This window comes from Terriglobales bacterium (assembly GCA_035764005.1).
GTDB lineage: Bacteria > Acidobacteriota > Terriglobia > Terriglobales > Acidobacteriaceae > Gp1-AA112.
On record DASTZZ010000006.1, the window covers coordinates 1 to 22,388 of the forward strand.

The 22,388-nt window shown below is 56.4% G+C and carries 21 protein-coding genes; 11 read left to right on the forward strand and 10 right to left on the reverse strand.

Going from position 1 to position 22,388, the window contains the following annotated elements; translation table 11 throughout:
• Positions 1-313: hypothetical protein (locus tag VFU50_01035; GenBank protein HEU5231412.1), on the forward strand; the 313-nt coding region annotated here is incomplete at its 5' end.
• A 503-nt stretch (positions 314-816) separates the two neighbouring features.
• On the opposite strand, the gene VFU50_01040 is transcribed toward VFU50_01035, so the two are convergent.
• Both VFU50_01040 and acnA read right to left on the reverse strand, forming a co-directional pair.
• On the reverse strand, positions 817-1,056 hold the full coding sequence (locus VFU50_01040) for a hypothetical protein (protein ID HEU5231413.1): 240 nt from the start codon (positions 1,054-1,056) through the stop codon (positions 817-819).
• A gap of 70 nt (positions 1,057-1,126) precedes the next feature.
• Positions 1,127-3,976, reverse strand: a complete 2,850-nt coding sequence (gene acnA, locus VFU50_01045) for an aconitate hydratase AcnA (protein ID HEU5231414.1) — start codon at positions 3,974-3,976, stop codon at positions 1,127-1,129.
• A gap of 97 nt (positions 3,977-4,073) precedes the next feature.
• On the opposite strand from acnA, the gene VFU50_01050 reads away from it, so the two are divergent.
• The 4 genes from VFU50_01050 to fusA all read left to right on the forward strand — a co-directional run bounded on the left by VFU50_01050 (position 4,074) and on the right by fusA (position 8,419).
• Entirely contained in the window at positions 4,074-4,565 is a 492-nt protein-coding gene (locus VFU50_01050; GenBank protein HEU5231415.1) for a YdeI/OmpD-associated family protein, read from the forward strand.
• Between the two features lie 201 nt (positions 4,566-4,766).
• Positions 4,767-4,973 (forward strand): type II toxin-antitoxin system HicB family antitoxin, encoded by a 207-nt coding sequence (locus VFU50_01055; protein HEU5231416.1) that lies wholly within the window; start codon positions 4,767-4,769, stop codon positions 4,971-4,973.
• A gap of 53 nt (positions 4,974-5,026) precedes the next feature.
• Positions 5,027-5,809 carry an enoyl-CoA hydratase-related protein gene (locus VFU50_01060; protein HEU5231417.1) on the forward strand — a complete coding sequence of 261 codons (783 nt, stop codon included), beginning with the start codon at positions 5,027-5,029 and terminating at the stop codon, positions 5,807-5,809.
• A 459-nt stretch (positions 5,810-6,268) separates the two neighbouring features.
• A complete protein-coding gene (gene fusA, locus VFU50_01065) occupies positions 6,269-8,419 on the forward strand; it encodes an elongation factor G (protein HEU5231418.1) in 2,151 nt (716 codons plus the stop codon).
• Between the two features lie 82 nt (positions 8,420-8,501).
• On the opposite strand, the gene VFU50_01070 is transcribed toward fusA, so the two are convergent.
• From VFU50_01070 to VFU50_01090, 5 genes are all read right to left on the reverse strand, one after another.
• Entirely contained in the window at positions 8,502-9,044 is a 543-nt protein-coding gene (locus VFU50_01070) for a hypothetical protein (protein ID HEU5231419.1), read from the reverse strand.
• Between the two features lie 144 nt (positions 9,045-9,188).
• Positions 9,189-9,362, reverse strand: coding sequence for a DUF5670 family protein (locus VFU50_01075; protein HEU5231420.1), 174 nt, complete (start codon positions 9,360-9,362; stop codon positions 9,189-9,191).
• A gap of 108 nt (positions 9,363-9,470) precedes the next feature.
• Positions 9,471-10,043 (reverse strand): MarR family winged helix-turn-helix transcriptional regulator, encoded by a 573-nt coding sequence (locus VFU50_01080; GenBank protein ID HEU5231421.1) that lies wholly within the window; start codon positions 10,041-10,043, stop codon positions 9,471-9,473.
• A gap of 232 nt (positions 10,044-10,275) precedes the next feature.
• Entirely contained in the window at positions 10,276-11,328 is a 1,053-nt protein-coding gene (locus VFU50_01085; GenBank protein ID HEU5231422.1) for an ATP-grasp domain-containing protein, read from the reverse strand.
• 209 nt (positions 11,329-11,537) lie between these two features.
• Positions 11,538-12,695 carry a putative zinc-binding metallopeptidase gene (locus tag VFU50_01090; GenBank protein ID HEU5231423.1) on the reverse strand — a complete coding sequence of 386 codons (1,158 nt, stop codon included), beginning with the start codon at positions 12,693-12,695 and terminating at the stop codon, positions 11,538-11,540.
• A gap of 216 nt (positions 12,696-12,911) precedes the next feature.
• Here VFU50_01090 and VFU50_01095 point away from each other — a divergent pair, with 216 nt between their 5' ends.
• The gene (locus VFU50_01095) at positions 12,912-14,054 is read left to right on the forward strand and encodes a beta-propeller fold lactonase family protein (protein ID HEU5231424.1); all 1,143 of its coding nucleotides are present in this window, start codon (positions 12,912-12,914) and stop codon (positions 14,052-14,054) included.
• A gap of 418 nt (positions 14,055-14,472) precedes the next feature.
• Here the strand turns inward: VFU50_01095 and alr are convergent, their stop codons facing one another.
• Positions 14,473-15,657: an alanine racemase gene (alr, locus tag VFU50_01100; protein HEU5231425.1), complete on the reverse strand. Its 1,185-nt coding sequence runs from the start codon at positions 15,655-15,657 to the stop codon at positions 14,473-14,475.
• A 223-nt stretch (positions 15,658-15,880) separates the two neighbouring features.
• Positions 15,881-17,026, reverse strand: coding sequence for a CBS domain-containing protein (locus VFU50_01105; GenBank protein ID HEU5231426.1), 1,146 nt, complete (start codon positions 17,024-17,026; stop codon positions 15,881-15,883).
• Between the two features lie 202 nt (positions 17,027-17,228).
• Between VFU50_01105 and rsmD the strand changes: the two genes are divergently transcribed.
• Positions 17,229-17,783, forward strand: a complete 555-nt coding sequence (rsmD, locus tag VFU50_01110; protein HEU5231427.1) for a 16S rRNA (guanine(966)-N(2))-methyltransferase RsmD — start codon at positions 17,229-17,231, stop codon at positions 17,781-17,783.
• Positions 17,784-17,930: 147 nt separating this feature from the next.
• Here rsmD and VFU50_01115 read toward each other — a convergent pair whose 3' ends face one another.
• The gene (locus tag VFU50_01115; GenBank protein HEU5231428.1) at positions 17,931-18,482 is read right to left on the reverse strand and encodes a hypothetical protein; all 552 of its coding nucleotides are present in this window, start codon (positions 18,480-18,482) and stop codon (positions 17,931-17,933) included.
• A gap of 262 nt (positions 18,483-18,744) precedes the next feature.
• Between VFU50_01115 and VFU50_01120 the strand changes: the two genes are divergently transcribed.
• The 4 genes from VFU50_01120 (at position 18,745) to VFU50_01135 (ending at position 22,368) form a co-directional block, all read left to right on the forward strand.
• Entirely contained in the window at positions 18,745-19,152 is a 408-nt protein-coding gene (locus tag VFU50_01120; GenBank protein HEU5231429.1) for a RidA family protein, read from the forward strand.
• Positions 19,149-20,477 (forward strand): amidohydrolase family protein, encoded by a 1,329-nt coding sequence (locus VFU50_01125; GenBank protein ID HEU5231430.1) that lies wholly within the window; start codon positions 19,149-19,151, stop codon positions 20,475-20,477. The genes VFU50_01120 and VFU50_01125 overlap by 4 nt, the downstream gene beginning before the upstream one ends.
• Positions 20,478-20,504: 27 nt before the next feature.
• Positions 20,505-21,707, forward strand: a complete 1,203-nt coding sequence (locus VFU50_01130) for a D-alanine--D-alanine ligase family protein (protein HEU5231431.1) — start codon at positions 20,505-20,507, stop codon at positions 21,705-21,707.
• A gap of 97 nt (positions 21,708-21,804) precedes the next feature.
• Complete coding sequence (locus VFU50_01135) at positions 21,805-22,368, forward strand: PilZ domain-containing protein (GenBank protein HEU5231432.1); 564 nt, start codon at positions 21,805-21,807, stop codon at positions 22,366-22,368.
• Positions 22,369-22,388: the final 20 nt, after the last annotated feature.

Below are 22,388 nucleotides of genomic sequence, written 5' to 3' on the forward strand. Positions count from 1 at the left end.
GTTTGAAAAGAGGAATCTGCAACAAATGATGACCCAAGTGAGTCTAATGTTGCAGGAAGCAAGTAGGGTCGGAGGTGACCTGAAAATGGTGGAAAAGTTCTCACTCGCCGAGTTGTCCGCCCTGCGGAACGAGCTCATGCAAAACGGACTCGATCCGTGGCAGGCGGCTGAGCTGTTCCATGTATTTCTGTCGGGCCGTGGCTACGGAGTTTCAAGTAATGCGGCCATCGATGCCGCAACACGCGTCGAGGAGTCCGGTTGCTCGATCGACGTGCTCCAGCACGAGCTCGAGAGTCTTGCGATGGTGATGTAGTCGGGGGAAACAGGATTGTTCCGTCCGCCAGCGGTGAGGCTTACGGACAGGACATGCAAGGACGAGCCGGGCGAACCTGCCCGGCTCTTTGCTTTTTGCACACGCTTGTTACTTTCTCTCTTGAGCAGAAGGCTACCCAAAATGAGCGGCGACGACAAAGGATCCATTACTTTTAGGCGTAGCGCTTTCGATTGCGATAAAAGATCTTGCGATCTCAATCGATCACGTGATACAGATCACGATCGCTATGGAACGATGTCGAATGCGTATCCTCGGACGCCGCATTTATCTTAACGACCTTAGAGAAGTGGCGGAGCGTCTGTTTCAATCGAAATTCGCAACAGATATTGAGGTAAGAATGTCTGACGACCGACCGGTCACCGGTTGTACTTTGATCAACGGAATACTTTACCTATCCGATGATGAGGTTGACGACGACGAGATTTATTTTCTTGCCATCCGATGATGGGTACAGAACATAAAAACCCCGGCAGCGGCGACGGTCACATTAGCAATTCATAGTTGCCGTTGTCGTCGATGAATCTGAGTATGCCTTGGTCTCGCAGCACCTGTAATTGCTGGCGAATCTTTGCTTCCACGTGCTGGTTGTCGGGATGAAGTCGTTGAAGCTCGGCTGCGCGAGCGTAAACGTCGTTCAAATGGAAATTCTTCTTCCCCAGGCTACGCACTACCTTGAGCACATCATGCGTCCACTCCTGCTCGGCATTTTGTCGTGATTTCATCCAGCTAATCCCCAGCGCAGTCTCATGATTGCTGATGTTCCAACCGTCGTTTGCCTCGATTGCTACCGCTCTACGTAATGCTACTGCCTGTGCTCGCATCAGCCACGGTGCTCATGCCGCGGCTTACCACTTTGGGCTTCTCCCAGCCTGCCAGCAGTTGGCGGAGGACAAACTGCAGAATTCCGCCGTGCTGGTAGTAGAGAATCTCCTGCGGAGTGTCGATGCGGACGGTCGCTTCGAACTTCACAGCGGTGCCATCGGCGCGTTTTGCCGTGACGTTCACATGGCGTCCTGAAGCGAACTTCGAATCGAGCATTTCGCGCAGGCCGGAGATTTCATAGGTCTCTTCGCCGGATAAGCCGAGCGTCTCCGGGTCCTCTTCCGGCACAAACTGCAGCGGAAGAATTCCCATTCCGACCAGATTGGAACGATGAATGCGCTCGTAGCTCTGCGCAATCACGGCATGGACTCCGAGAAGCTTCGGACCTTTGGCCGCCCAGTCGCGCGACGATCCCGAACCGTATTCTTTGCCGGCGAGGATGATCAGCGGCACTCGATTCGCTTGGTACTTCATTGAGGCGTCGTAGATCGACATGACTTCATTCGTCGGCAGATAACGCGTGACCCCGCCTTCGGTGCCGGGCGCGAGCTTATTGCGCAGCCGGACATTGGCAAAGGTTCCGCGGACCATTACTTCGTGATTGCCACGCCGGGAGCCGTAGGAGTTGAAGTCGTGCGGCTTGACTCCGCGCTCGATCAGATACTTGCCTGCAGGACTGTTCTGCTTGATCGATCCCGCGGGCGAGATATGGTCGGTAGTGACGCTGTCGCCGAGCCATGCGAGCACGCGCGCGCCGCGAATGTCCTGCACTGGAGCAGGATTCACGGGCATGTCGTCGAAGTACGGAGCGCGCTTGATGTAGGTTGACTCCTTCTCCCACGCGTAGGTCTCCCCTTTTGGAACGCGCAGCTTTTTCCAGTGCTCATCACCGTCGGCGATGTGCTCGTAGTTGTCCCGAAACATCGCCGAGTCGATGGCTTTGCTTACAACTTCGTCGACTTCCTTCTGCGTCGGCCAGATTTCGCGCAGATAGACCGGCTTGCCTTGGCGATCTTTGCCGAGCGGTTCGGTGAGCAAATCGTGATCGATGCGTCCCGCCAAAGCGTACGCAACAACGAGCGGCGGAGACATCAAGTAGTTCGCGCGGACCTCGGAATTGATGCGACCTTCGAAATTGCGATTCCCGGAAAGGACCGAGGCAACGACGAGCTGATGGTCGTCAATCGCCTTTGAAACATCGGCTGGAAGCGGGCCGGAGTTGCCGATGCAGGTGGTGCATCCGTAACCGGCGATGCTGAAACGCAGCTTGTCGAGGAATTCCATCAGGCCGGCTTTCTTGTAGTACTCGGTTACAACACGCGAGCCGGGAGCAACCGACGTCTTCACCCACGGCGGAGGACAAATTCCGCGCTCAACGGCTTTCTTCGCAAGCAGTCCGGCGGCGATCATGACGGACGGATTCGAGGTATTGGTGCAGCTCGTGATGGCGGCAATCACGACCGAGCCGTGATCGAGATACTTGCTGACATCGACCTTGTAGGTTGCGGATACCGCTTCGGCAACATCGGGCTTATTGCCTTCGGCTCCGGTGGCGGTCGGATTTCCGCCTTCACCTTCCCAGCGCATTACCTGGCGCGCCGCAGCCTTGGCCGCAGCGGGTCCAAGGAGAGTCGGCAGCGCATGCTTGAAGTTTTCCGCCGTCTGCGAAAGCGGAACGCGATCTTGAGGACGTCTCGGGCCGGCAACGCTCGGTTCGACAGTCGCAAGATCCAACTCGACCACTTCGGAGTAGGTCGCGTGCGGAGACTCCTTGGTATGGAAGAGTCCCTGCTCCTTGCAGTAGGAATCGACTAGCGCGATCTGCTCGTCGCTGCGTCCAGTCATGCGCAGGTAGCGCAGCGTCTCGGTGTCGACCGGGAAGATGCCGCATGTCGCGCCGTATTCCGGAGCCATGTTGGCGATAGTGGCGCGGTCTGCGAGCGGCAGCTCCGAGAGTCCTTCGCCGAAGAACTCGACGAACTTGCCGACCACGCCAGTCTTGCGCAGCATCTCCGTGACTGTGAGTACCAGGTCGGTAGCAGTTGAACCTTCTTTCAATTTGCCTGTGAGTTTGAATCCGACAACCTGCGGCAGGAGCATCGAGACAGGCTGCCCGAGCATCGCGGCCTCGGCTTCGATTCCGCCAACACCCCAGCCGAGCACGCCAAGTCCGTTAACCATCGTGGTGTGCGAGTCCGTACCGACGAGCGTGTCTGGATAGGCCTGCCACTCGCCATCAACCTTCTGTGGAAAGATAACTCTCGCCAGGTACTCCAGATTGATCTGGTGCACGATTCCCATATCGGGAGGAACGACGGAAAAGTTATTGAACGCCGATTGCCCCCAGCGCAGGAAGGCGTAGCGCTCGCGATTGCGCTCGAACTCGAGGATCGCGTTCGCGTGAAATGCATTCGGCGTACCAAACTCGTCCACCTGCACGGAGTGGTCGATGACCAACTCTGCGGCCTGCAGCGGATTGATCGCATTGGGATCGCCGCCCAGACGCTTCATGGCATCGCGCATTGCCGCCAGATCGACTACCGCGGGAACTCCGGTGAAGTCCTGCATGAGGACGCGGGCAGGCGTGAACGCGATTTCCCGCGACGGAGCCGCCGTCGCCTGCCACTGCGCGAGAAAGCTGATGTCGTCCCTGGTAACGGACTTTCCGTTCTCCGTGCGCAGCAGGTTTTCCAGCAAAATTCGTAGCGAATACGGGAGATGCTGAGTGGAGGTTCCCTGCTTATCGAGAGCGTCAAGACGAGATATCTGATACTGCCGATTGCCAACGCGCAGCGTCGCGCGTGCTCCAAATGAGTTCATAACATCATTGTAGTGCGAGGGAATGAAAAGCGCTTTCGTGTGAGCACTCGAATGGTTGTGTATCCTGATGTGCCTCAGAGGAGAGGAGTGCTCGAAGATGGCCGAGAAGTTTCAGTCCGGCGATGGTCCGTTCCATTTCAAGACAAAGCTCGCAGGCATCGACAACATGGAGAGCGCGGCCATGCGTCCGCCGTTCGATGTCCCCGCGGTTTTCGGTACGAAAGCGCGGGTGCCGGTGCGCGGAACCATCAACGGCGCAGCGTTTCGCAGCTCATTGTGCAACATGGGCGACGGATATTTCATGGTCGTGAACAAAGAGCTCCGCGCTGCGGCCAAGTGCAAAGCCGGCGATACCGTCGATGTGGTGCTCGAACGTGATCGCGAACAACGGGGGATCGAAACTCCTGACGAAATCAAGAAGGCGCTGAGCGCGAACACGAAAGCACAAGCGACGTGGGATTCGCTTTCATTCACGCACAAGAAGGAGTGGGTTCGCGCTGTTACCGAAGCAAAGAAGGAAGAGACGCGGCGCGCGCGGATTGAGAAGCTCGTCGCAGCGATGAAGGCCGGCAAGAGAGTGGGATTCTAACCATCTGGAGCTTGCGTGAAAGTTCGAGATATCATCATGATGCTGGAGCAGGACGGCTGGGAATTGAAGAGAACCATAAGGAAGTCACAGGCAGTATAAGCATCCCATCAAAACTGGACGAGTGACTCTGCCCGGACATCCCAATGACGATTTGCCACCCGGGACTTTGAATAGCGTGCTGAAGCAAGCAGGATTGGAACGATGAAATATGTGGTCGTGTTTGAAAGGTCAGCCACCGGTTGGGCGGCATATGTTCCCGACTTACCGGGGGTCATTACTACCGGCAAAACCAAGCAGGAAACGCAGCAGCTTATCCGCGAGGCCATAGCGTTTCACCTCGCAGGCTTACGCGAAGATAACCTGCCAATCCCGGAACCGAGTGCAAGCGCGGAAGTCGTGACTGTGTAAACCGAAATCGCTCGCAGGCTGCGCATCCCGATTCCTCAATACCGAAAATCTCTATGCCATTCGAAAATATCCGCCTCGAAACTCGCGACCGCATTGCTTACGTCACGATAGACCGTCCTAAAGTTCTCAACGCGCTCAACATGGCGACGATGAGCGAGTTGCGCACAGCTTTTACGCAACTGAAAGACGATCGCAGCGTTCGCGTTGTGATTCTTACCGGTGCAGGTGAGAAGTCATTCGTCGCTGGAGCCGACATTGGGGAACTCCAGAAGAACAATCCGGTTGAAGCAAAGGAGTACACGCATCGCGGGCAAGCTGTACTCGACCTGATCGAGAACCTTGGCAAACCGGTGATCGCGTGCATCAACGGCTTCGCGTTGGGCGGGGGATGTGAGATTGCCATGGCCTGCACGATGCGACTTGCCAGCGAGAATGCCAAATTGGGACAACCCGAGGTGAAGCTCGGCATCATTCCCGGCTACGGTGGCTCGCAGCGCCTTCCACGTCTGGTGGGCAAAGGGATCGCCATGCAGCTTCTTCTCACCGGGGAAATGATCACCGCGCAGGAGGCCCATCGCATCGGGCTGGTAAATGAAGTCGTTCCCGCCGCGCAACTCATTTCGCGGGCGGAGGCGATCGCCCAGGCAATCATCAAGAACGCTCCTCTTGCCATTCAATACTGCCTGGAAGCTGTGAATCACGGGATGGAGATGACGCAGCAGGAAGGGCTGTATCTCGAAGCCACGCTGTTCGCAGTTTGCTGCGCGACCGAAGATAAGAAAGAGGGTACGACGGCGTTTCTCGAGAAGCGGGCTGCCAATTTTGCGGGGAAGTAGCCTCTGTGCTGTCTTCCGAACGCCTGCTGTTGGCGGAGGGCATCCCTGCAGACTTCAGCACTATCAATGCGAGTTCCTGGTGTAAGTAGGGATTCCTCTCTCCCGCTCACGCGAACTGCGCGTGAGCATCCGCTCGGAATGACAACAAAAGAGGCGCGTGGTAGGATTTCGTCTTCTGCTCTCAGGGCCTGAGCCCGTCTGCTGCTTCCCCCTTTGCGGCAACCGGTGATGTCCTATGGTTCACCTCGCCAGATCGCGTCTGGTCATGCTTTCGCGATTGGTGTGTGAGCAACAAGATTCTCGCAGTTCCAGGAGAGAGCGCCCGGGCAGAGTAGCAGCGCGTCCGGTGCAACGGACGCGATCCTCCGCAGCCAATCTTCTCTCCTCGCACTCGCTTCCGCGCTCGCCGAAAGTTCCAAATCAGAACACAATTCAGCCCCGCATCGAAAGGAGTTCCTCGTGAAGACCTACGAAAGCGCCAACTTGCGCAACGTGGCCGTGGTCGGCCACTCGCATTCGGGAAAGACCTCGCTCATCTCCGCCCTGCTCTATACCGCCGGCTCCACGCCGCGACTGGGGCGCGTTGACGACGGCAGCGCCACCACTTCGTGGGATGAGGAAGAGATCGCGCGGCAAATGTCGATCAGCGCCACGCCGGCGTACTGCGAGTGGGAGAAGTGCAAGATCAACCTGATCGATACGCCTGGCTTCAACATGTTTCTGCACGAAGCCAAAGCTGCGCTGGTTCCCGCCGAGGCCGCGCTGGTTGTGGTTGACGGCGTGAGCGGTGTCGAAGCGATGACGGCGCGCGTCTGGGATTATGCGGCCGAAATGGAGATGCCGCGCATCATCGTCGTGAATCGCATGGACCGCGATCGTGCCGACAAGGATCGCGCGCTCGAATCGCTGCGTAATGCCTTTGGACGACAGGTTGTGCCGGTGTTCTTGCCTATCGGCAGCGAGCGCAATCTCACCGGCGTAGTCGATCTGGTCACGATGAAGTCTTATACGTATTCACTTGGGGGAAACGGAAAGGGCAAAGAAGGTCCCATTCCTGCCGAACTCGCCGAAGAAGCTAAGGCGGCGCACGAGGCACTCGTCGAACTCGTCGCCGAAGGCAAAGACGAGTTAATGGAAGAGTTCTTCGAAAAGGGAACGATTCCGGAAGATCACCTAATCGGCGCGCTGCATGAAGCCATCCGCGAGGACCGCATCTTCCCAGCGCTCTTCGCTTCGGGACTGGGAAATATCGGGACTGATCACATTCTTGATTTCCTTGCGACCTATGCGCCGACGGCAGCAGAGCGTCCGGCCGTTAAGCTGGCTGCCACCGCCAGCGCAACACCCGCGTCGGGCAACGGACATGGCGGAGGGAGCAACGGCGCTTCGTCTGGAGAGACGCTTACCGTCAGCGACTCAGGGCCGCTGGCGTTGTATGTGTTCAAAACCATCTCCGATCCCTTCGCGGGACACATCTCGTTCTTCAAAGTTTTTTCCGGCGTGGTGAAAAACGACGCCACCGTCCAGAACTTCACCCGGAACGTCTCTGAAAAGTTCTCACATCTGTCGATCATGCAAGGAAAGACGGCTGTTGGGGTGACTGAACTCCATGCGGGCGATATCGGCGCGGTCGCGAAGCTGAAAGGCACGCTTACAGGCGACAGCCTCGGCGACAAGGCGAAGTCTATTCAATTTGCCTCGATCACTTTTCCTGAACCGGCGATCACTTTTGCCATCGAACCCAAAACCCGAGCCGACGAAGACAAGCTCGCCAACGGCCTCCACAAGCTGATGGAAGAAGACCAGATGGTGCGCTTCTTTCGCGACGAGCAAACGAAAGAGTTTCTCATCGCCGGCACCGGACAGCAGCATATCGAAGTAATCGTCTCGAAGCTCAAGAAGCGCTATCACACCGAAGTCGTGCTAAAGGCGCCGAAGGTCCCATATCGGGAAACGATTCGCGGACGAGCCGACGCCCACGGTCGCCACAAGAAACAAAGCGGCGGTCACGGTCAGTTCGGCGACTGCAAGATCAAAATGGAACCGCTCCAGCGCGGCGCAGGCTTCGAGTTTGTGAATGACATCTTTGGCGGCGCAATTCCCAAGAATTTCATTCCAGCCGTTGAGAAAGGGATTATTGAAACGGCCGCACGCGGTTTCCTCGCCGGCTATCCCGTCGTCGATTTTAAAGTCACGCTCTACGATGGCTCGTACCACGACGTCGATTCCAACGAACTTTCATTCAAAATGGCGGGGCGTTTAGCGTTCCGCCAAGGTATGGAACAGGCCAAGCCCACCCTGCTGGAACCCATCATGCATGTGGAAATTTCTATTCCCGACGAATTCGCCGGCAGCATCATGGGCGACCTCAACTCCCGCCGCGGACGCATTCAAGGCATGGATAACAAGGGCGGCACAACGGTGGTAAAAGCCGAAGTGCCCATGGCCGAGATGCTCACGTACGGCGTGGACCTCACTTCAATGACACAAGGCCGCGGCAGCTTCTCAATGGAAATGGCGCATTACGACGTCGTGCCTGCGGCGTTGCAGGAAAAGATCGTCTCCGCCGCCAAAGCCGAGCGCGGTGAACTCGTAGAAGTTGAAGAGTAAATATCACCACGGAACCACGGAGAACACGGAGTCTGACTAGGAAAAACATAACCCTCCGTGTGCTCCGTAGCACCGTGGTGAATTACGTCTTCGGCCGCTTTGGAATCGACGGCTTCGGTCGAGCGACTCGGTCTGAATTCTTTGGAACGGCTGATTTCGGTGGCCTTGGATGCGCCGCCTTCGGCGCGACTCGTTTCGCCGGCTTGGGTGTTTGCGCGCGTTTTGGCGGCTTTGGCAATTGCAGACTCGGCAAAATCAGCGGGGGCGCAATCGGCGGCATGGGCGCGGGGATTTCATCGACTAACGAACTCGACGGACCTGCTGGGCGAACCGGCATGACCGGGGCCGGTGGACTCGCGATCGTCTGCAAAGGCGGAGGCTCGACCAGTGAAGGTGGGACTTCAGGCTTTGGTTCTTTGCTGACGAGTGGCTCAGCAGAATTCGTGTTCGGACCAGAGGGTTTCAGCACAAGGTCGGCGAGATGCAGATAATAGCTATACGGAGGATCGGTAAGTCCCCGACGCCCGCCTTCGCCCTTGATCTTGCGTTCTAAATCGGGAGCGATCCACAGCCCGCGCGATCGGACCTTGTGAGCTCGGGCGGGAGCCTTCTTCTTCGCAGTCATGGTGCTGGAGCAGGTGCTCCAGCCACAATACTAGATTTCAACGCCGTAGGGATGACTTGACGGAGAGTTGCGTTTGAAATAGGCCATAAAAGCAGAACAGCCGGAGCTTTGTCTCCGGCTGCTTTCGATTCAAAATCGAGCTGCTCACATCTTTTGCTGGACTGTGGGTGTTCCGCGTCCGCGGCCACTTGCGAGTTGCGCGATCAGAGAGATGATCCAGATTGCGAAGAACAGCCAAATCCAGGCGCCGATTGCGTACACACCTACAAGCCCCAGAACCCACAACACAAAGAAAATTACCGCCAATGTCCACAGCATATTTGTTCTTACCTCCTTGCCCTATATAAGTAAGAAACTGTGCAGGAGGTCATCGTTGTCCCTCAGCGCACACAAGCGGTTGCAGATGCAATAGCGGACTGCCGCAGTTTATGCATCCCCGACCGGAGGCAGATTTTTCACTCGCGCGGTAAGGGACCTCTCTGCCGCGACCGCCAGCCGATCAAGACAGGCTTGGGTCTCTTTCCAGCCTTCTTCTCCAAGCTGCTCCCGCAATCGTTCTTGCGCGCGATACCAATATGGGAGAGCAGTCTCGAGCTGCTGTTGGCCGCGCGGCGTTGCTGTGTACAGGTGCTCGCGGCGATCCGTTCCGGAATGAAGCTCGATCCAGCCGGCGCGACGCATCGTCGCCAATCGCCGGGTGAGTGTCTCAACAGCGATCGAAAGGTCCTTCGAGAGTTGCCACTGGGCAATCTCACCTGCCTCAGAAATGGCACGCAGCAGCACAAACTGTGTTGCCTTCATGCCTAGCGGAGCAAGAACTACGTCATAAAGCTGTGTAACGCTGCGTGCAGCGCGTCTGGTAAGTGAGCAGGCACAATCTGCATCGAGTGCGCCACAACGCGCAACGGTTTCTACATGTTCCACATGCGCTGATTTAGTCCCGCCATTGCTGGGGCGGGGTTCCGAATTATTTTGTTCACTGAAAAAAAAACCTGACATATGAATCTCCCCGTATTTCTATCTTACTGCGAATGAACTAGACGAGAGCAGCGCAACCTCCGCGATTACATGCAGCAGATAAAAGTTCGGCGTGAATCTGGGAGGATGATTCACGCCGAACCGGAGGCGAACAGCCCCGGGAGAGTTGAGGAACAGCCTTCAAGTGCTGTGATGCGCGCGCATGAGAAATCGAAACATGCGGCTTTGTTGCCATACAAAGACGCTGTCGCGACTAATTCAACCGCAGACGATCACGGCGACGGCGATCGTGGCGCGCGCAGTAAATGATCTCTTCCACCATTTCCGTGTATGACCTGCCGGATTTTTTTGCGGCCATAAAAAATTCAGAGTTGCTGGAAAGCCATGGATTGGGATTCGCTTCGATCACGAATATCTCGCCTTTATCCGTCAGGCGCATGTCGATGCGGCCGTAATCGCGAAGTTGGAGCGTGTGGTAGGCATCGAGTGCGATCTTCTGAAGACGCTCGGCCGTCTCTTCGTCAAGATCTTCCGCAGGCGCGGACTTTGTGACCTTGTAGGCTTCCGTGTCCTTCTCCCATTTGACTTCTGTGCCTGCGACCTTCGGCATGCCTTCGGGAAGTTTTGACAAATCCAACTCAATCAGCGGCAGCGCCTCCGGGCGCTCATTTCCCAAGACGGCCGCGTAGATTTCTCGGCCCTCGATGTACTCCTCAATCAGCGCGGGAGAGTCGAACTCGTCCTGGATGTAGTGAATGCGCTCCATCAAGTGTTTCACTGAAGACACGACGGAATGCTGGTCGATGCCGATCGAGCCGTCTTCGGACGTCGGTTTCACGATAAGCGGAAAGTTGATGTCCTCCGCGTGATCGAGGCGTCCGCGATAACAAGTTGCGAAATATGGCGAGTTGACCGCGTGGAACTTAAAGAGTTTTTTGGCGAGTGATTTGTCCTGCGCTAGGTAAAGACCTTGTGGGCCGGCTCCGGTGTAGACGCGTCCCAGCAAATCAAGATAGGCGGCGACATGCATTTCCTTGGTGTCATCGCCGGCATACGACTCAGTCAAGTTGAAGAAAAGATCAGCGTCGCTCTTCGACAGCACAGAGAGGGTCTTATCGGTTCCGTCGAGAGGTTGATAGCTCGGCTCGTGTCCGAGTTTCTCCAGCGCCTCAAAGATCTCCTCGCGGTCGTGCTTCTCGCGGCGGCGCTTACGTTTTTTCGATTTTCGTTTCGGTTCAGGAGGTGTTTCGGTCTCCTCGTCGCCCCAGGAGTCATACAGAATCGTGATCTTCAGTTTTTCCGCCATACGTTTAGGAGATTACAGGTGACAGGTGACTGGGGACAGGTTACAGGTTACAGGGATCGCTCGAAGCCTCATCCTTCCTCAGCGAGTCTCGTCCTGATTGCCACACAGAACGTGAGATCGCAATGGAACCCCATTTTCCAATGAAGTGCTGAAGGTCTCCACCGATTCAGTCTAGGTCCGAAGTTCCAGTGCTGAAGGTCTCCACCGATTCAGTCTAGGTCCGAAGTTCCAGCCTCCATGTTCCCCACACCGTTTTCTTTTTCTTTCTTCTTTTCCCCTGATCCCTCTACCCTGTCCCCTGTAACCTTTCTTTTTCCTGTTCCATGTAACCTGTTCCCTGTAACCTTCTTTCTACCTTCAGGCACGAACTTCCCACGCGTCACATAATTCATCGCCAACGCGGTCGCGTAAACCGTGATCTCGGTCAGATATTCTTTTTCCCGCGAGGCTTCGGCCTTCAGTTGCAACTCTGCCACACGATTCTCGATTGACTCAACTAACTTTCGAACCAGCGGTCGCTGCATTCCGGTCCAGTACGTCAGTTTATCGACCAGAGATTGACGATTTTCTTTCAACAATTCCGCTGCCGGTCGCACCCCTTTTCTCTTCCGTGGGGAAACATTAAATATGTCCTCCAGATCAGTCTCGAGCGCAAGATCACCGGGCGACGGCTGCTCGCTTAGAGCGCGCTCGTAGAATTCGGCAACGGTTGCATCCATTTCTTCGACCGTAATGTCGGTCGCTCCCGTCGCGCGCACCGGATCGATATCTCCCAACTGCCGGGCCATACGATCGACGTAGCGCAGCTTCTGCATCGCCGGCCAATTCTTATAACGCTCGCGCCAGCGCGAACGCGGTGTAAGCCAGACTGCAAATGTTTCGGCGAAGTCCTCATCAGGATGCTTTTGCGCGTACCAACCTTCCATGTGGCGGACAAAATCGCGGGAAAAAGGGACAGGCCGATACAGATCGCGATACGGCCGCCGAAAGGGGCCGAACAATTCCTTCCACTCAGGACTCTTGTAGAGAGCGTAGGCGTAATTGATCGCATGACCCGCCTCGTGACGCAGGTACATCATGATCTGCCGCGAATCTTCAAGATCGTTCATCTCTTTTTCCAGCCGTGCCAGTTTGGGATCGGCGAGGTAAAACGGAATTCCGATTACAGGCTCGCCGGAGGGACAACCCCATTCGTCTGTGAGATAGCAAAGCGGACGGAACTTCTTCAGTCCTTTCGCCTCGAGCTCACGGTAAAGCTGCTGAACAAAGCGCTCGAGAGGAGAGCCTTCGAGCTTGAGCCCAAGCTCCCGAATCGGCTTTCCCAGAATCTCCTGAATTTCCGGCGGCGCTTTTTCAAAGGCAGGCACAGTGGTCTGGTGTGGAGGTTAGCACGTCGCCCCTGACTACGCGTTTTTGGTGATCCTCAGGCCTGTAAACACTCTGATTCGGGCGAATCTGGAGGCGAATTCCCCTATCGGAACGCTGTCCGCAATTACATCCCATTGGCGCACGGAAGGGTGTCCATCTTTAGAGACTCGAATCTGCGACGGAGTTCGGTTATAAGTCATTGAAAGGAATTGTTCATGAACAAACCTGGGTTCACCGGAATCATCCTGTTGATTTCTTCTTTCACGCTCCTGTCCTGCGGCGGAGGATCGAACACACCCGGAGGTTTTGGTTCAGGCGGGGGTGGCGGCTCGCCCACCGGAACTCCGGTGTACGTGAGCAACAGCAACAGCTCATCTGTCTCCTTTTACCTGCTCAATGGAACATCAGGAGCATTGCAGCCCAGTACCGGATCTCCCGCTGTCACGGGCGGTTCCTCGCCGGATTCACTTGCGCTCGATCCCGCTAAGAAATTTCTGCTGGTTTCGAACCTCTCATCAGCGAGCATTTCCGTTTTCAGCGTGAACAGCACGACTGCGGCTCTGACCGCGGTTACCGGTTCTCCATTCGCGGCGGGAGCGAGCGCGACAAGATTGGTCATGCACCCGCAGGGCAAATTCGTGTATGCGCTCAGCTCTACTCCAGCAGAGATTCTCGCCTACTCGTTCAATTCGATCACAGGCGCTCTTGCGCCACTCGCAGGCTTCCCCTTGTCACTGAGCACATCAGGGCAAAGCGGGCTCGCGATCTCACCTAACGGCCAGTTTTTATACACCTCAAATCCGAACACAAATCTCGTCACCGGTTTTTCGATTGGCACAGATGGCGCTCTCACGCAGCTTGCGGCCACTACGTCGCCGAACAATGGGTCACCTATATTCCTAACCTTCGACAGTAGCGGGGCGTTCCTTTTTGCAGTCAACGGCGGAGGAACTCTCGGAGGCCCAAGCGTCTCCACATTCAGCGTCTCAGCAACTGGCACACTGACCGAGGTCACTGGATCGCCGACAACGGTCGGAACAGCGCCAGTCGCCGCAGTCTTCTCGCAAGGATTTCTCTACGTGTTGAATCAAACTTCTGGCACGATTTCCGCGTTTGCATTCACCACATCCACCGGACAGCTCACTGAGCTAAAAGGTTCGCCGTTCACAGTCGGCACACGACCGGTGTCGCTCACGACGGCTGCGCTGGGAAAATTCCTGATTGTGACTACAACCGGCAGCAGCGGCAGCGGCACGATTGTGGTGTTCTCAATTGCGGCGGATGGGACCCTGAGTGCCGTCACGGGCTCGCCGTTCACGCCGGACACAGCGGCTCCTGACCAGGTACTTGCGTTTTGAGTGGTCGCGGCCTGGTTTCACCACGGAGACACCGAGGCACGGAGAACTGCTTTAAGATTCTCTTGCTCTGCGTGCCACTTCTGCACTTAGTCGGAGAAGAATGCATTACGAATTCGCTTGACTTTCGCTCAGTTTTGTTGTAGCAAAGAAATGGAGCTTCAAAATGGTCGGCTCACACAGCTTGTGCATTCACAGAATCGAGGCCCGTCCGTCGTTCGGTTCGCAGTGGGATCTCAGCTGCGGGAAGGGATCTTATGAGATCCGATGAGATTTCGATGAGATCGAGCATGGGATATCTCATCGGCATGGATGAGATATCTGATGAGATCCGATGAGATTTGATGGGATCGGATGAGATCAAGTCAAATCAGAAGCTCGACGGAGGACAGCACGTTTTCAAGCCTCTCTTGCTGTTCGATTACATCCGTTGCGGCGACAGAAACACTCTGGGAACCCGCTTCCCAATCGCGCACAGGATCTCGTAAGGGATGGTGTTCAGCAGCTGCGCCATTGCCCAGGCGGTGAGTTGTTGCTCGCCCTGTTTGCCGATCAGCACCACTTCATCGCCGATCTCACATCCCCGAATGTGTGTCACGTCGATGGTGGTTACGTCCATTGACACTTTTCCCAAAATGGGCGACAACTGGCCGCGAACGATTACCTGGCCGCGATTCGAGAGTCCACGATTGAATCCGTCGCCGTAGCCAACGGCAAGAGTTGCAATCTTCGCCGGCGCGGAAGTTACATGAGCTCGGTTATAACCGACACCCTGCCCGGCTCCGACTTCGCGGATGTCGACGATGCGCGTCTTCCACGAAAGAACAGCTCTCAAAGGAAGTTCGGGAACAGAAGAAGTCGCTCCTGAGGCGGTGACAAACGGCAACGAGTAGCCATACAGCGCAATTCCCGGACGCACCAGCGCGGTTTGGCTTTTCCCATTTTGAACCAAACTGCGCCAGCTGTTTCCGTGCGCGACGATGGCCGCGCTGTTGGCGAGATGCAAGCATGCAGGTCGCAGTCCGGCGGCCGCGAGCTGCTCTAGAGCATGTTGATATGAGGCGATCTGATCTTCGACATCGGCGGCATCGACTACCTCGGCCGAAGCGAGATGCGAGTGCAAGCCTTCAATGCAAACTGCTTTCGCTTTTCTCGCGGCTTCCAGCAGCATTGCCAGCCGGTGCGGCTGCACGCCCTGCCGCGACATTCCGGTGTCCACCTCGATATGGACCGGAACGGAACTCTTGCCGAGCTTCTCCGCGGCGGAATTCAGTTCCGCGATCTGTTCGGCGTTCCATACAGCCGGAGTGAGATTGTGTTCGACGGCGATTTCAGCTTCTCCACGCCAGATGCCGCTCATGAGAAGAATGCGTCCCGCGATTCCGGCTCGACGCAGCTCGATGCCTTCATCCGCGCACGTAACGCCGAACCATTTCGCGCCTGCGGCTTCAAGTGCGCGCGCACACTGCGGAGAGCCGTGGCCGTAAGCATCGCATTTCACGACAGCACAAACGGTTGCGTGTTCAGCTACGTGGTCACGAATAATGGAAAAATTATGGACGAGATTGGATAACGAGATCTCCACCCACGTGGGGCGCGTCGGCATGGGTTCAGTCTAGCAAGATGGCATTCGGCACTCGGCAGTCGGCACTCGGTTAGTGAGAATAACCATTGACGCACTGCGGATACTCTGCTCCCGCGAACGGGATATCACGCGTTTAGCCGTGTTTGTCGGTCGCATCAGCGATATACGTGTGATCCGTCTCATGCCTTCGTGTGTTGTTTTCTTGCTTTGGCCGAATGCTGACTGCCGAGTGCCTAGTGCCTGTTTACTCCCCATCCAGCTTCTTCAAACGCCGACTCTCGGCCAGCAGCGCCATGTTATGGCTGAGGTTTTGTAGGGTGACGATCCCGACGAGGCGCTGTTGATCCACAATGGGAATCATGGTGAGGCCGCGAGTGGTGATTTTACGGAACGCCGCAGCCAGCGACTCGCCCTTATGGCAAACCTCGACGACACGATTCATGACTGATTGCACGTAGCCATTGCCTTCCGAGCGAATCGCATCGACGATGCGCTGGCGGGATACGGTACCTACCAGGTCGCCACTGCGGACTACAGGGAAGTCATCCTGCAATGTATGCAGCGCTTTTTCCAAGGCGTCCTGCAAGGTGTCGGCCGGAGAGAGGACGGAGAAATCAGTGAGCATGATTTCTTCCATGCGCACGCTTGAAACGACCGATTGAAACAGCAGACTGCGGTCTTCGAGGTGAGCAGCGACAAATACGCAAAACCCGACCAGCATGGCCCATACATTGCCGGCGATGAGTCCCATAATGGTCAGGATCATCGAGAAACCCTGGCCGTAGCTAACCGATTTACGCGTGGCCTCCTGCCAGGCATCGGGAACATCCGGCGCGGCATTCTGCGCAAGCCACACGCGCAACACGCGTCCTGCGGCAAGCGGATACGCCGGAATCAGGTTCAGCAGCCCAAGCCCGGCGATGATCCACACTGCGCTGCGCGGCAGGTTGGCCGAATGAATATATGGCGAAGCAAAGATGTCGATGTGCGCGACTGCCATGACGATTGCGCCCACAATGGCCGCGAGTATGAGCGTAGCGATTGGCCCGGCCAGCGAAGTACGAGCCTCTTGAGCGACGGTCGTAGTCTTTTCCGCCGATCGGTCCGAGGTTTCGCCGAGAATCACGCCGCCAATGGGCAGCAATACGAGGCGCTGAAGCTTGTCACGCTTGCCTTGGCGAAAGATCGCTCTCGCTGCTTCATGCACCAGGACAGCTCCGAGGACCACAAAAAACAGAGCCACTCCTCGGGAAATCGAGATATGTGCCTGGTAGGTTTGCGTTACGACCAGCGCAAAAAGGAGAAAGAATGTGAGATGAAGACGCACCTCCGTCCCGAAAAGCTTCCCCACCGGAATGGACCAGGCACGCACAAAGCGAATATGAGCCACTCCCAATTGTAGAAAATGGTTTCAGGTTCTGTACATTAACAACGGGCTATCGGCTTTCGGCTGTCGGCCACGAACCATTTTCGAGAGGTCTAGTGTTCCTTAGGGTCGAGTCGAGGCGAAGAAGTCGTTCAGCAACCAGAAGTGATCGGGCCGAACGCCGAGAGCCGACCGCCGAGAGCCGACCGCCGAAAGCCGCCTTTCCATGCGCATCATTGCCGGTCAATATCGCAGCCGTAAGCTGATCGCGCCCTCGGGCACGGCGACACGTCCGACCTCGGACCGGCTGCGCGAAACGCTTTTCAACGTCGTCGGCGAGATGGTGGTCGATAGCGTGTGGCTCGATTTGTTTGCTGGTTCGGGCGGTGTCGGCATTGAGGCGATCAGTCGCGGAGCGCGGATGGTGTACTTCGTCGAGAGCAGTGCTCGGGCAGTGCGAGCGATTCGAGACAACTTGAAGAGCCTCTCGGTAAGCGAAGGATACGAAGTGCAGGATCGGGAAGCGGTACAGGCGTTGCGCGCGCTCGATGCATCGGCGATCGAGGCGGATTTCTGTTTTCTCGACCCTCCCTACGCACACTTTGGCGCGTATGAACAGACGCTCGGGTTTATTTCGCAGTCGCGCTTGATTGGGCCGAGAAGCGTGGTGATTGCGGAGCACGACAAACATTCCGATCTTCTGGACCGGTATGGTGCGTTGGAACGGTATCGGAGACTGCAGCAGGGCGATGCGGTGTTGAGTTTTTATCGCTTGAAGTGAGATTTGGCTACCGCTCTGTCATTCCGAACGCGGAGCGTGAGGAATCCCTACGGACTTAGAGACAGTGGGCAAACAGAATTCAAACGGTATCGAAGTCCGTAGGGATTCCTCGCCCAAACCAGGGCTTCGGAATGACACGAACAATGGCTACATAAACAATTCGCGAGTGCGATTCGCGATTGGATGCTGCATCACGTCGAGCTCGTTCTTGACCATGTTGAGCCCGCAGACACAGTCCTCGAATTTGTCTGAAAGCTTCGCAAACAGAGGCGCGGCCGACGCATATTCGAACACGTCAAATTGGGAAACGATGTAATAGCTCTCTTTGCCGGCCTTGATGAAATCTACGAGGCTCTCGAGCCGCTGACGGCGCAGGCGGTAGTGGTTAATGCTCTCAGGGAACATGCCGGCGAAGAATAGTGTGTAGTCGCCGATGTGCTTGCGTACTTCGCGCTCGCGATCGAAAGAGGCCGCAGGACCGAACACAGGATCGGACTCGAGCAGCATCTCGCCCACGTCCGAAATGGGACGTCCGGCAGCATTGCGGATTTTGTATACCTCTTCGGCCTGGCAGAATCCAGCGAGCATGGCCGAGATGTAATTGGTCAGGTCGCCATCATGCATGCCAATCGTCGAAGCGAAAGTCTTGCTGACGAGGCCGTCGAAGAATTCCTGCAACACCTTTGATCCTGAGCTCACCAGTACTCCTCCCCGTCGGCAGAGCTGCGTGAGCAGTCTCAGCACGACTACGGAACCTTTGCCTGAAAGAAGTATCTACAACTGAGAACACTACTTACATCGGCAGGTTTCCTGAGTGCAATAACAATTCGTACAGGTCCTAAAGTTTGTTAGCACTGTCACCCCGCGAGTGCGAATTTGGGAACGAACGCGAAGTGCCGCAGATGGTGCGAGTTCCACGTGCGTGCAGTGACTGGACGTGTAAAATGGCGGGCCACCAGTCATGCAGCGGACTAATTACTCAAGTGGTACACGTTGGGAGCCGGTCGTTGGTTACTCAAGAGCGGTGCGGATCGGCCCCCAGATTTGGGTCTCCGGCACGACCTCGACGAACGAATCCGGCGAGTTGATTGGACTCGGCGATGCCGTCGCGCAGGCGCGCCAAACCATCCTCAACATCGAACGCGCGCTACATAAAGCAGGCGCTTCGCTCAAAGACGTGGTGCGCACGCGCATGTTTGTCGTTCGCCACCAGGACGCGGAGCCTGTGACATTGGTCCATGGCGAATTTTTTGGAGACATTCGCCCAGCGACCTCGCTGCTGGTGATTCAATCGCTGCTCGACACGCGAATGCTCGTGGAGATCGAGGCGGAAGCTTATGTTGTTGCTGATTCGGAGGCGACCCGATGAAGAAATTTCGGTTTCTTACACCGATGCTGCTGTCAGCCGCTGTTTTTGCTCAGTCGTCGGGGTGGATGGGAACACACGCGACCAGCCAAGCCAAAACCGTGGTGATTCGCGCCGGCACACTGATTGACGGCACCGGCGCGCAACCGAAGCGAAATCAGACGATCATCATTCGCGGCGATCACATCGTCACCGTTGGCGAGAATGCACAAGCTCCTCCCGAGGCGCAAGTCATCGATCTCAGCGCGGCAACCGTACTCCCAGGTCTGATTGACACGCATACCCACATCTTCCTGCAGGGCGAGGATCCCGCCGAGGGTGGATACGACGTGCAATTGCTCAAATATCCGGCCTCGTTCCGTGCCGCGCGCGCCACGGTATCTGCTCGACGCGCGCTCGAACAAGGCTTCACCACGCTGCGTGATTTGGAAACCGAGGGCGCTGGCTACGGTGACGTGGGAATCAAGGAGGCGATCAACGGGGGCTACATTCCTGGCCCGCGAATGTTCGTCGCCACGCGCGCGATTTCTACGACTGGCGGATATCCACTCGAAGGCTACGCACCCGAAATTATCGTTCCCAAAGGCGCACAGCTAATTGATGGTCCGATCGAAGCCCGCAAGGCTGCGCGCGAGCAACTCGACAATGGCGCAGATTGGATCAAGGTCTATATGACTCATCGTTCCTGGGTGGACGATAAAGGCAATCTCGTTTCCCAGCCCACGCTGACCGTCGAAGAGCTGAAGGCCGTCGTCGATGAGGCTCACGGCTGGCGCAAGCGCGTCGCGTGCCATTCCTATAATGGAATCGGCCTCCAGCGCGCGCTCGACGGCGGTTGCGATTCCATCGAGCATGGGCTTGAAATTACCGACCCGCAGATCGCGCAGATGGTGAAGCAGGGTACCTGGTATGTGCCGACGCTCTCCGTCTATTACTACGACTGGGCGCCGGAGAATACCGAGGACGGCCGACGCGACCGCAAGCGGGCTGCCGTCCATGGGACATCGTTCAATAAAGCGTTGAAGGCCGGAGTGAAGATCGCCTTTGGCACCGATATGGGAGGCATTCCGTGGACAGACCCCATCGCTCAGGAGTTCGCACGTGAGGTCGAATTCGGCATGACTCCGATGCAGGCGATCCAAACCGCCACTGGACGTGCTGCCGAACTTCTCGAAATGCAAGGCAAGCTCGGAGTAATCGCACCGGGCGCCTACGCTGACGTGATTGCCGTGAACCAGGACCCTCTGCGCGACGTCAACGCACTGAAGAATGTCACTTTCGTGATGAAGGATGGTGAGGTCTTCAAATCGTCAGCCGCAAGCCGATGATAGAGTGAAATCGGTAGCTTCACTTTCATGCCCCCATCGAGAAAACTGCGTGTAGGTGTGCTCTTCGGCGGACGCAGCGGAGAGCACGAGGTCTCACTGTTATCGGCAGCTTCGGTGCTGAATGCCATCGACAAAACCAAATACGAAGTAGTTCCCATTGGCATCAGTAAGGAAGGCCGTTGGCTCGCCAGTGGCGAATCGGAAAAGCTGCTGAAAGGCGAGCAGCACGCCGAGAATCCGCGCCATCTTCGCGCTGGCGATCCGGAGATGACGCCTGGAGCTGCAGTACTCGCGCGCGGAGACTCTGTTCTCGTGCCGCCCGAGCCTACTGGACAACGGCACGCGCTGATTCCTTTAGAGAGCAATCCCGCTCCGCAGCAGCGCGTGGCCCATCAGGCAATCGATGTAGATGTAATCTTCCCGGTTCTGCACGGTACCTTCGGCGAGGACGGCACTATTCAAGGCCTGCTCGAACTTGCTGGCATTCCCTATGTCGGCGCCGGAGTACTTGGCTCGGCTGCTGGCATGGACAAAGACGTAATGAAGCGTCTGTTCGCGGCTGCAGATCTTCCCATTGTGAAACACGTGACTGTGTTGCGCAGCGAGTGGGAGCGCGAGCCGAAGAGGGTGAAGAAGCAAATCGAATCAAAGCTCAAATATCCGGTCTTCGTGAAGCCGGCGAATCTGGGCTCGTCGGTAGGCATTTCCAAGGCGCACGATGGCAAGGAGCTAACACCAGCGATGGATCTGGCCGCCGGCTACGATCGCAAGATCGTGATCGAACAGGGCGTCGGCGGAAAAAAGAAGAAGGCTCGCGAGATTGAATGTTCTGTTTTGGGAAATGACGATCCCAAGGCCAGCATCCCCGGGGAGATCGTCCCGATAAAGGAATTTTACGATTACGCGGCGAAATATCTGGATGAAGGCTCGGAATTGGTGATTCCCGCCAAGCTATCCAAGTCGTTGACCAAAGAGGTTCAGCAGATGGCGATCGCAGCGTTCAAAGCTGTCGATTGTTCTGGCCTGGCGCGCGTCGACTTCCTGCTCGATCCCACGAATCACAAGCTCTACCTGAACGAGATCAATACCATGCCAGGATTTACGTCCATAAGCATGTATCCCAAGCTGTGGGCGGCGTCAGGACTGGAATATCCGAAGCTCATCGACCGCCTCATCGAACTGGCGCTGGAGCGGGCCGACGACAAATCAAAGAACAACTACAGCCGATGAAATCATTTTCATTCAGAGGAACACCTGATTACTTTCGGCATGACTCCTCCGTCCCTCTTCTTCTCTGCGCACGGTTTACTCCGGCAAGATGAAGAGTATGCCTCGCAAACTCCTCCAGCAGCTGTTTCCGGGAATCTGCCGACACGAATTTGGATGGCCTCGCAAGAGCCCTGAAGGCGACTACTACCAGGTATGCCTTATCTGCGGAGACGAGTATCAGTACGATTGGCCAACCATGCAGCGGCTGGGGAAGCGAGTGCGGAACAGCAACGCTCCTGTTCCCGATGAGCACATTGTGAAGAAGGCAACCTGGTCGCCACGCGCGCGGCGTTTACACATGGCACTCCCGGTGAAGTTCCGCGGCCAGAGCGGAAGTGAGTTGGTTGCGGGCATCATCGACAATCTCAGCCAATCCGGCCTCTTCATTCATTCGGATGATGCTCCAGCCAAAGGCGAACTGCTGGAGATGTTTTTCGAGATGCCGATCGAAATCTCCGGCCAGCAGAACGCCGAGGTTCTTTGCGCAGGTCAGGTCGTTCGCGTAGCCGGTACAACCAACGAAGATGGATCACGCGGATTCGCCGTCAAGGTAATCGACTATCGTTTCCTGAACAGCGAAGCCCGTAAGCGTCGGCGGGAAAACAATACCCAGAGAGGGTAATCGGTTGAGCTACCGCGACG